Source organism: Bacillus sp. M5A3_1b (genome assembly GCF_053345335.1).
The window spans coordinates 412,865-422,691 of record NZ_JBKEZY010000006.1 but is presented as its reverse complement, the minus strand read 5'-3'; the positions used below and the strand labels follow the sequence as shown (position 1 = coordinate 422,691).

Sequence of the window (9,827 nt, the reverse complement as noted above, 5' to 3'; positions counted from 1 at the left end):
CTTTCCGGAAAATCTATTAGATTTGGGTGTGAATGCATCTGTAATTATAGATTTTTATAGAGAATATGGGGTCACTATTACGAAAGAAAATATATAAAAGGTATCGTTCTATTCGTGGTAGTACACATATGGCTATCAAGCAAAGAAGAGCAAACACCCCAAATAACTTAATGGCAGTTTAGTTTAATAAGAATCAATGGTAAAATGATGAGAATTAATTATACTATGGGGCTGGTCAGTTGTAATTTTATAAAGGAGTTGTGAAAAGTTGAAATATCGCAAAGCAAATATCGATGATATTGATAAATTGGTCGAGTTAAGAAAAAAGCAATTAGTTGATGAGGGGATAGAACCGAATATAGATATTGGTAGAGAACTATATGCTTTCTTTAAAAATAAACTAAGTGAAGGTACTTTAATTCAATGGCTAGTGGAAGATAATGAAGAAACTATAGCTTGTGGTGCAGTAATTTTTTATGAATTTCCACCTTGTTACACCAATAAAACTGGAAAAAAGGCTTATATCACAAATATGTATACTAATGAAAATTATCGTGGGCAAGGAATCGCAACAAAGCTGTTAACTAAATTAGTTGATGAAGTTAAGATTTCAGGTATCTCACAAATATGGCTTGGGGCTTCAAAAATGGGTAAACCAGTGTATAAGAAGTTTGGTTTTATGGAAACTGATGTATTTCTAGAATTAGGGTGTTTTTGCCCATCCACTGAAAAAGAGGAATAAGACAAGATATTCCAATGTGGAAAAGTAACTCTAAAATCAACCTTTATTGTATATTTTGGAGTTACTTGACGTTAACTTTTCTACAGAAAGTTGACACTTTTATCCTATGCCTAAAGGCGGACTGAATTCCTGCATAGGCTTTCCAGTATCACTGAATTTGTAATGAAAAGTTGTGAACAATTGAAAAAATAATGGTTGAAATAATGAAAGGTGAGAAGGAGTTTATTTCTAATAAGCGAAATATTGTATTGTTTTATCCTAAATTATTTGTAAAGGTGGATACATAATGACAGTAAAGAAGCTTTATTTCCTCCCAGCAGGTCGTTGTATGTTGGATCATTCTTCAGTTAATAGTACACTTACACCGGGTAAACTACTAAACTTACCTGTTTGGTGTTATCTTTTGGAGACAGAAGAGGGACTTATTTTAGTAGATACAGGTATGCCAGAAAGTGCTCTTAATAATGAGAATCTTTTTAAAGGTACATTTGTTGAAGGACAAGTTTTACCTAAAATGAATGAGAACGATAGTATCGTAAATATTTTAAAGCGTGCCGGATATGAGCCAGAAGATCTTCTTTATATCATTAGTTCTCACTTGCATTTTGATCATGCAGGAGGAAATGGCGTTTTTACAAATACACCAATTATTGTACAGCGTGCTGAATATGAGGTAGCACTCCACAGAGAGGAATATTTGAAAGAATGTATATTGCCAAATTTAAACTATAAAATCATTGAAGGGGATTATGAAGTAGTGCCAGGTGTGCAATTAATATATACACCGGGACATACGCCAGGGCATCAGTCATTATTAATTGAGACGGAAAAATCAGGTTCAGTGTTACTAACTATTGATGCATCATATACGAAAGAAAACTTTGAAGATGAAGTACCGTTTGCTGGATTTGATTCGGATTTAGCTTTATCTTCAATAAAACGTTTAAAAGATGTTGTTAGGAAAGAAAATCCGATTATTTTCTTTGGACATGATATGGAGCAAGAAAAGGGCTGTAAAGTGTTCCCAGATTATTTGTGATATAGCATATAAAAAGTCATGGGCTCGTTAGCTCATGACTTTTTGTTTTGGGGTGTTATAAAATTCTTAAGTTGATGGATGTGGGGTAGCACCAGGAAAATGCGGATTTACAACGTTAAGGAATATACACGATTTTATGCACATTAAACGGTAAGACATAAACATGTAAATATTGATGTATCAAGTGTTTGCGCTTCCTGTATAAAAAGTTGTATAAATAATGTTCATAGGAAAAGCCACGAAACGTTGATTTAACAGCGTTTCGTGGCTTTTTAATGTGTGCCCAAACTTTCATTTGGGAACGTTATTAGGTTTAGTTATGTATACGTTATAAATCCTTGCTGCACTAAACCAGCTAATAGTACAACAGAAACTTAACAAAACACTAAATATTTTCCTATTTCGGGAACTCTATTTTGTACTTGAATTTATAATTTTTTTGTTTTATTGTTTACCTAACGATAGGTAGAAAAATAGGAGGTACTTTTATGTCCAATAATACAAAAGAAGATATTTTAAATGCTACTTATATTTTAATTGCAGAGCAAGGAATTCAAAAAGCAAGTTTTGCACAAATTGCCAAAGCGGTGGGCATCTCAAAGCCATCGATTTACTATTATTTTGAGTCGAAAGATGATCTAATCAGACAATTATTTGATTACTTCTGTAAAGAAATTCAATTCAATAATTACTTTCGTGTAGAAGATTTTACAGCTGAAAACTTTGTAGATAAATTAGTCAACATTGGTGTTCAAATGATTCAGGACCAAAAACAAGATCCTTATTTCGATAATGTAATGAAAGAGTTTTTGTCCCTCGCTGCACGAGATAAATATTATCATGATCATTTACTAGAGATTCAGTCGTTCTATTTAAAGGGATTTGTGGAATTGCTCCAAAAGGCCTCATCTCTTTCATTAATTACTGAGGAAGCTGTTGAAGAGAAAGCTCATATTTTAGCTTTAGTTCTAGATAATATCGGGAATCTAATAATGGAGAATGAAACAATCAATTACAAAGGTATTTGGATAACAGCGGTTAAGCTAGTATTTTCGAAGGGGGATTTAAGTGAGTAAAGTTGCAGAACGAATAATTGGTATTGATGTTGCTAGGTCACTTGCAATGTTTGGAATGCTAATTATAAATTATTCAGTTATTACTGGGGCAAAAGGGAAAGGGGCATCTTGGTTAATTAAGTTGACTTCCCTAATTGAAGGTCGTGCTTCTGCTCTATTTGTTTTATTAGCGGGTATTGGGATAGCTTTGATGACAAAACGAGCAAGAGAAAGTAGCAATAAAGAACAACTTCAAAAAGCACGCATATCCATTTGGAAACGTGCATTATTACTCTTTGTTCTTGGTATGGGGCTATATGTAATTGGGTGGACCGGTGACATTTTACATTATTATGGATTTTACCTTTTCTTTCTAACTTTCTTTATTGGTTTCAAAAAACGAACAAATATAATTATTGCAGGCGTTCTTATTTTTGTTGCTCAAGCCATCCAGCTAACCTATGACATGTTTACAGGATGGCAACCGAATGCACTGTTTATGGAATACGTAGATTTTTGGTCGATAAGTGGTTTTACCCGTAACCTCTTTATCAACGGATATCACCCAATCTTCCCATGGTTTGCTTTTATTCTTATTGGGTTTGTCATTGGTTGCTATTCTTTGAAAGATTGGCGTATTCAAAGAAATCTTCTTGCCATTGGTTTTACATCGCTAGTCATTGCGGAGAGCGCTTCCGTTATATTAATAAAACAATTAACACCTGTACTCACGAGTGAAGTTGCACAGTTTCTATTTAAAACGGGACCAATTTTACCGAGTTTGTTGTATATGCTTTCTGCAATAGGTTCTTCAATTATTATTTTAGTAATAATTCTAAAGGTTACTGAAAAAGCGCAAAGTTTTTGGTTATGGAAGGTTATCATACCATCTGGACAAATGACTTTAACACACTACATTGGACATATAGTAATTGGGTTATCAATTTTAGATATTCTAGGTCGAATCGAAAATCAGCAAATCCCGTTTATTTATATTTTTAGTGTTGGTTTCTATATTGGTTCTGTGATATTTAGTGTTTTATGGAAATTAAAATTTGATCGAGGACCGATTGAATGGCTGGTACGAAAGCTTTCCTAAAAAGACTTTTAAAAATGGAGTTTTAGTCTTTTTCAACTATATATGGATTTTAGAGAAGTTTCTGCAGATGTAGCTTTAGAATAAAGTTTGATTAAAAATCACTCTAAATCCTTGATTTTTACTGCATATAGAAAGCTATCGTTTTGAATAAAAATTAATCAAAACGATAGCTTTCTTTTATTTTTCAGAACAGTTTTCGTAAAAAGATTGATTATTTTAAATCTCTTTACTCCACTAAATCACCCGTTAGCCATCAATGAAGCGCAAAAACTCAGTACTTCACCACAGAAAATGAAATTGAGGATTGTTCTTTCATGGGAGTTGAAGAAAAAAAGCCCCCAAAGCGTCGTTTGGGTACCTTTCTTTGCTTACCGTTGTAAATCCGCATTTTCCTGACGCTACCCCATGCCCATCAAGCTAAAATTTTAAGACACCCCCATAACGAGAATTTTACCTTTTTACAGTTATTTATGAGAATTCGGCTCATTTTTTTCGTTTTGGGGAACAATCAATTTCTTAAATTGATGGCGATGTGGCAGCATCCTTTAAATAGCTTCGAAGAACTCTATTCTAAAAAATACATCTATATTTTACTGGTGATGATAAGTTAATTAAAGTTGATGGATGACCAAACTCCATTGAAGCATCTATAAATTCTTCCAAATGTTGCATCGATTCTGTGACTATTTTCACCAAATAACTATATTGTCCAGCTAATCTGTGGCACTCAAGGACCATGGGATTTTCTTTACAAAAACTTCTGAATTGTTGGCATTTTTCCGATTCAAACAAAACAAAAGCCGTTACATTCTTATTTAATTTCTCTGGGTTTATAACTGCCCGATAGGCTGTAATGATATTTTTATCCTCTAATTTTTTCACTCTTTCTTTTACAGCAGGTGTTGATAAATTCACCATTTTTCCTAGTTCAGTCATAGATATACGTCCATCTTCTTGAAGAATATGTAAAATTTCTTGATCAATATGATCCATTCTAAACACCCCTTTTAATTTAAAGTAAAACGCTTATAATAAATAAATTTTTTAAGTCTTTTGGATAAAATAACTAATAATTTGTATTTAAAGAAAATTATATTATATTTATAATTTTATGTATATAATAAAAAAATATTATTGGAGGAATAAAAATGGGACTTGAGATGAGGAAATGTTGTGAGAAATGTAGTAATAAGATTGAAGAGCAATCTTTGGCGTTTATTTGTACACATGAATGTACATTTTGTGAGGAATGTACAAAATTAATGAATTATGTTTGTCCTAATTGTAAAGGAGAACTTGTCAAAAGACCTAAACCCCTATCTAGTAGTGTCTGCTCTCTTAACATATAACAATACTATTTTGTGAGGTTTGTAACGAAATAGATTCAAAAGATAAAAGAGGACGATATTATGATTATTAAAATGAAGAAAGATATGGAGAACATATATATAAATTATAATATAAAGGAGTTTTTAAATTGAACCAAGCTTTGCTTATTATTGATGTCCAACAAGAATTAGTTGATGGTAATAACAAAACTAAAAATGTGCTTAATAAAGAAGTATTGTTAGATAACGTTAATTTGGTTATTAATAAAGCACTAGAATCACATACTTTGATTATCTTTGTGAGGGATAAAGATGTTGCTGAGGGTAAAGGTCCAGGTTTTCAGATACACCCGAAAGTAAAAGTGCCAACCAATGCAAAAATATTTGATAAAGTAGCTACAAATGCATTTTATGGTACACCATTAATGGATTTTTTAAAGGAAAACCAGATCGAACACCTTGTTATCATGGGATGTAAAACAGAACACTGTATTGACACAGCGGTGAGGACTGCAACGGTGAATCATTTTGATGTTACTTTAGTTGGGGATGGTCATTCAACGACAGATTCTTCAATCCTATCTGCTGAAAAGATAATAAGTCATCATAATGAAATACTTCATGGTCATTACAATGTTGACAATTTTTCTGTTGTTCGGACCAGCCAAGAAAATTTGTTTCAACCAATTCATAACAATTACCGATAAATCACTATTTACCCTGTTAAATTGAGAATCAAAATAAATTATTGATTTATAGTAATCGGACGTGATTGTAGGAGAATCCAAAACATATTTAAACGATTGTTTTATTATACTTTTAATATGGAATTATGTTACACCAAAAACTAAACACGTTTATTTTAACCCTGTTCTAATTTTAGGACGGGGTTAAAATATTTAAGACATTAAAATAAAATACATTTATTTTAACTTTATATTTAATGGTTTATTTCTTAGATAGAAATTTCGTTTTGGGGAACAACCAATATCTTAGGTTGATGGATGTGGGGTACCGCCCCATCGCTATCCAGCTAAAATTTTGCACTACCTATAAAGCGAAAAAGACGTTATCCTTTCTGTAGAATTATAGGAAAGGATGGCGTTTCTTTATGAATCTTTCGATTCTTGACGAACTTCAACCGATTGCTGAAGAATTACAACGACATATGTCTCCTCATACTCTAGAACACCTAGCCAAAGAAAAAGGATTCGTTCAGCGAAAGAGTAAATATCAAGCACAGGAGTTAGTTGCTTTATGTGTATGGCTTAGTCAACAGGTTGCAAGTACATCACTCACACAATTATGTAGCTGTCTTGAAGTATCTACAGGTGTTCTTATCAGTCCTGAAGGACTTAACCAACGATTTAATGCTTCCGCAGTACAGTTTCTTGAACAAGTGCTAGCTAAACTTCTAACTCAAAGAATTCATTCAACAAAAGAAATAATTCATCAATATACCACGACCTTTAAGCATATTCGGATTCTAGATTCTACAACATTCCAGCTTCCAGATAAGTTTTCTCCACATTATCAAGGTTCAGGTGGAAGTAGCCATACGGCAGGAGTTAAAATTCAATTGGAGTATGACCTGTTGAGTGGAAAGTTTCTGCACGTTTATGTAGGAGAAGGAAGAGAAAATGATAAAACTTTTGGTTCAACAAGCCTACAAACCGTTCAACCAAAAGACTTGTACATAAGAGATTTAGGCTATTTCGACTTACATGACTTACAGAAGATCCATGATAAAGAAGCTTACTATATCTCACGTTTGAAATTAAATTCTCGAATCTATCGTAAGAATGATAAGCCAGAATATTTCCGAAATGGGATCGTGAAGAAAGGAACACTCTATATTCAGTTAGATATGGAAGAACTCATGAATCAATTGCTCCCTGGTCAAACAATGGAGATTTCAGAGGCATACATTGGACAGTATCAAAAATTACCAGCTCGTGTTATTATTCATCGATTAACAAAGGAACAAACAGAGAAGAGGTTGAAGGAACAAGCCAAAAAAGAAAAAAAGAAAGGTATTATCTACAAAGAACGAAGTAAACGGTTGAGTGGAATCAACGTGTATATTACAAATCTTTCTGCAGAAAATGTTCCAACGGAACATATCCATGATTTGTATTCATTACGCTGGCAAATTGAAATTTTGTTCAAAACATGGAAATCTTTCTTTCAAATTGACAAGTGCAAGGAAATCAAGAAGGAGCGTTTAGAATGCCATTTATATGGGCAACTCATTAGTATTTTACTCTGTTCATCAACGATGTTCAAAATGCGTCAGTTACTCTTGGATAAGAAAAAGAAAGAGTTAAGTGAATACAAATCCATCTATATGATAAAGAATTATTATCTATTGTTTTATGAAGGATTACAGAAGGGCATCCATGAATTATTAAAAGTTTTACTGCGTTTGTTTTATCTTTTAGAGAAAAACGGGAGAAAATCTCACCGGTACAAGAAGAAAACAGTCTTTGATATCTTAGGCGTCGTATACGACTTTACTATATCTCACAATCATGTAGCATAATCAAAAAAATTGAAACCCGATAGGGTTTATTTAGTATGCAAATCTTTAAAGAACTTACACTGGACCTTTAGAAAAAAGAAAAAATCTCACGTAAAATTAAACTTATATAAGCTTAGCTTGATGGGCATGTGGTGCTACCCCTTTGAAGGTAATTCTATAAGTTTATATATATTTAAACCATAGAAGATAGGACAACTACAACCTAAAAATGATCAGTTTAATTTAGTGCTAATTTTGTTTAAGTAGAGTCAGGAATCTTATTTGGTTGCACTTCCGCCTATTATTTTCTATTTTCTCCTTTGGCTGGTACTTTCAAGTAAGTATCATGACGTAATCTTTTTGTTACAGTAATAGTGACATCTTGCATTTTACCATTTTCATTGTAGCACGTGAATTTGCGTTAATAGCGTTCATTATATTTATGAATAGGGTTTATACCTAAATGAACACCATTAGATTGTACAACTGTCTAATAATCGTTGATTTGATTTTCTAATAAAAATGCTGTTTGAATCAATAAGGAAAATACCATATATAAACCAAAATGGCTAAGCAAATAACTCTAAGTGCAATTAATAAATATCTAAGGGGCATAAGTACTGTTTTCATCGACTACCACCTGAATTTTTAGTTGTTTTAAACATATAGTCAGATATTTAGGTATATAAAAAATTTATTTTGTTGGAAAAATTCGTGCCAAAAAAGAGTACTGTATACAATTACTCTTTGTAAGGAGACCTAATGAGTAAAGAAGCTGCCATAACCCTAATATAGGCTTTTCCTTTTAAGTGGTAATGTAGAAAAAAGCGAACTAACATTAAAAACTTGTTCTCCTTTTAATTATATAGGAGATGCTCTAAATCGGTACTTAATTGAGTCCTCTCTAGTCTGTATTCGTTGAAAGTGGAAGCCTAAGCTCTCTTTTTTGATTTTTCTCCGACGAAATGTACCAAAAAAGTTGTAACTGAATTTGTCATGATTTCTATAAATCTTATAATTTTAAAGGGGATATTATATAGCTACTCCAAAATCAATGACCGATTTGGCAAGTATTAAATACCCAGTTATATTAGAAGAAATAATTGAAATATCTAAGTAACTACCAAAAACGGAGCGTAAATATTATTAGTATGTGTTTGAGGCTTTAAAAAAGTTTATGAATGTTAAAGAAAAGATTCACTATTTCGAAGCTGCTGAACCAAAATTAACAAAGACAGGTTTTATGGTTGTTGGGAAACATAATTTATACCTGGTTATGATGAAAGGTGGTTTATTCGGTTGCACTGAAGCTGAAGTTGTGGAATACAAGGATATTAAAGAAGTAGACTTTGATTTTATTTAGGGAGTATTTGGTATCTCTTTTATAAAGAAGGGACCCCTTTATCTTGAAATGAAAAAATGTTCGGAACTAAGAAACGTACCATCCATAATATTCCCGACTACAACATAGATAGAATATTAAAAGCAATTCCAAATAAATTAAAATATTATATAAAGATTAAAGATATGTTTGTAGTTTTAAAAGTGATGTTATTAAAAGTAAAGTGTTTCAAGTTGAAGAAAGGCACCTTAGGGTGTCTTTTCTTTATGAAAAAATCCCCACACAAGGTGCAGGGATTTTTATGCTACGAATATTTATAATAGGGTTACCACCAATTATTTGTGAACCAATATTTTTCACATCAAATCCATTCATTTTCGCAAAAGGAAACTGACCATACCCTATTTCTTTTGTGTAAACATATAAGTACAAGTTATATATTAACGGAATTTTATAATAATAAATACTATTTTGAAAATTTCAATAAATTATACTTTTTTTGATATGTAATTTAGCATATTGATTGACATGTATGATAATATATCCGTTGCTTTCAATGAAAAAAACTCCTTAATAGGCACTCCAAAAATAAAAGTAGCTAAAATTCTTTGTTTTTCTCACTTCATGAATAATAATTTGATGATAGCAATAATCTTTTCATCTTGCATTTTACAATAAATCCTTACTCTTTGATTTTCGCT

General features: G+C 32.0%; 9 protein-coding genes and 2 pseudogenes. 8 read left to right on the top strand and 3 right to left on the bottom strand.

What is annotated here, in order from left to right; all coding sequences use genetic code 11:
* The first annotated feature begins 268 nt into the window (after positions 1-268).
* The 4 genes from ACLBWW_RS19515 (at position 269) to ACLBWW_RS19500 (ending at position 3,935) form a co-directional block, all read left to right on the top strand.
* A complete protein-coding gene (locus tag ACLBWW_RS19515; protein ID WP_064472734.1) occupies positions 269-742 on the top strand; it encodes a GNAT family N-acetyltransferase in 474 nt (157 codons plus the stop codon).
* Positions 743-1,028: 286 nt separating this feature from the next.
* A complete protein-coding gene (gene aiiA, locus ACLBWW_RS19510; RefSeq protein WP_064472735.1) occupies positions 1,029-1,781 on the top strand; it encodes a quorum-quenching N-acyl homoserine lactonase AiiA in 753 nt (250 codons plus the stop codon).
* A 488-nt stretch (positions 1,782-2,269) separates the two neighbouring features.
* Complete coding sequence (locus ACLBWW_RS19505; RefSeq protein WP_088046764.1) at positions 2,270-2,857, top strand: TetR/AcrR family transcriptional regulator; 588 nt, start codon at positions 2,270-2,272, stop codon at positions 2,855-2,857.
* On the top strand, positions 2,850-3,935 hold the full coding sequence (locus ACLBWW_RS19500; protein ID WP_447614175.1) for a DUF418 domain-containing protein: 1,086 nt from the start codon (positions 2,850-2,852) through the stop codon (positions 3,933-3,935). Before ACLBWW_RS19505 ends, ACLBWW_RS19500 begins: the two co-directional genes overlap by 8 nt.
* A gap of 570 nt (positions 3,936-4,505) precedes the next feature.
* On the opposite strand, the gene ACLBWW_RS19495 is transcribed toward ACLBWW_RS19500, so the two are convergent.
* Positions 4,506-4,928, bottom strand: coding sequence for an Lrp/AsnC family transcriptional regulator (locus tag ACLBWW_RS19495; protein WP_447614174.1), 423 nt, complete (start codon positions 4,926-4,928; stop codon positions 4,506-4,508).
* Between the two features lie 155 nt (positions 4,929-5,083).
* On the opposite strand from ACLBWW_RS19495, the gene ACLBWW_RS19490 reads away from it, so the two are divergent.
* The 3 genes from ACLBWW_RS19490 to ACLBWW_RS19480 all read left to right on the top strand — a co-directional run bounded on the left by ACLBWW_RS19490 (position 5,084) and on the right by ACLBWW_RS19480 (position 7,805).
* Positions 5,084-5,284, top strand: a complete 201-nt coding sequence (locus ACLBWW_RS19490; protein WP_098303186.1) for a DUF1272 domain-containing protein — start codon at positions 5,084-5,086, stop codon at positions 5,282-5,284.
* A 128-nt stretch (positions 5,285-5,412) separates the two neighbouring features.
* Positions 5,413-5,970, top strand: a complete 558-nt coding sequence (locus tag ACLBWW_RS19485) for an isochorismatase family protein (RefSeq protein WP_201069627.1) — start codon at positions 5,413-5,415, stop codon at positions 5,968-5,970.
* 404 nt (positions 5,971-6,374) lie between these two features.
* A complete protein-coding gene (locus ACLBWW_RS19480) occupies positions 6,375-7,805 on the top strand; it encodes an IS4 family transposase (RefSeq protein WP_201069626.1) in 1,431 nt (476 codons plus the stop codon).
* Between the two features lie 280 nt (positions 7,806-8,085).
* On the opposite strand, the pseudogene ACLBWW_RS19475 reads toward ACLBWW_RS19480, so the two are convergent.
* Positions 8,086-8,187: pseudogene (locus ACLBWW_RS19475) on the bottom strand (DUF1093 domain-containing protein); the annotation flags it as partial.
* A gap of 774 nt (positions 8,188-8,961) precedes the next feature.
* On the opposite strand from ACLBWW_RS19475, the gene ACLBWW_RS19470 reads away from it, so the two are divergent.
* Entirely contained in the window at positions 8,962-9,147 is a 186-nt protein-coding gene (locus ACLBWW_RS19470) for a PH domain-containing protein (RefSeq protein ID WP_153587260.1), read from the top strand.
* A 294-nt stretch (positions 9,148-9,441) separates the two neighbouring features.
* Here ACLBWW_RS19470 and ACLBWW_RS19465 read toward each other — a convergent pair.
* A pseudogene (locus ACLBWW_RS19465) lies at positions 9,442-9,555 on the bottom strand (DUF4879 domain-containing protein); the annotation flags it as partial.
* Between the last annotated feature and the right edge of the window lie 272 nt (positions 9,556-9,827).

Excerpts from the sequence above, each read along its gene's own strand:
- aiiA (WP_064472735.1), top strand. The coding sequence starts at position 1,029 with ATGACAGTAAAGAAGCTTTATTTCCTCCCAGCAGGTCGTTGTATGTTG.
- ACLBWW_RS19505 (WP_088046764.1), top strand. The coding sequence starts at position 2,270 with ATGTCCAATAATACAAAAGAAGATATTTTAAATGCTACTTATATTTTA.
- ACLBWW_RS19495 (WP_447614174.1), bottom strand. The coding sequence starts at position 4,928 with ATGGATCATATTGATCAAGAAATTTTACATATTCTTCAAGAAGATGGA.
- ACLBWW_RS19490 (WP_098303186.1), top strand. The coding sequence starts at position 5,084 with ATGGGACTTGAGATGAGGAAATGTTGTGAGAAATGTAGTAATAAGATT.
- ACLBWW_RS19480 (WP_201069626.1), top strand. The coding sequence starts at position 6,375 with ATGAATCTTTCGATTCTTGACGAACTTCAACCGATTGCTGAAGAATTA.
- ACLBWW_RS19470 (WP_153587260.1), top strand. The coding sequence starts at position 8,962 with ATGAATGTTAAAGAAAAGATTCACTATTTCGAAGCTGCTGAACCAAAA.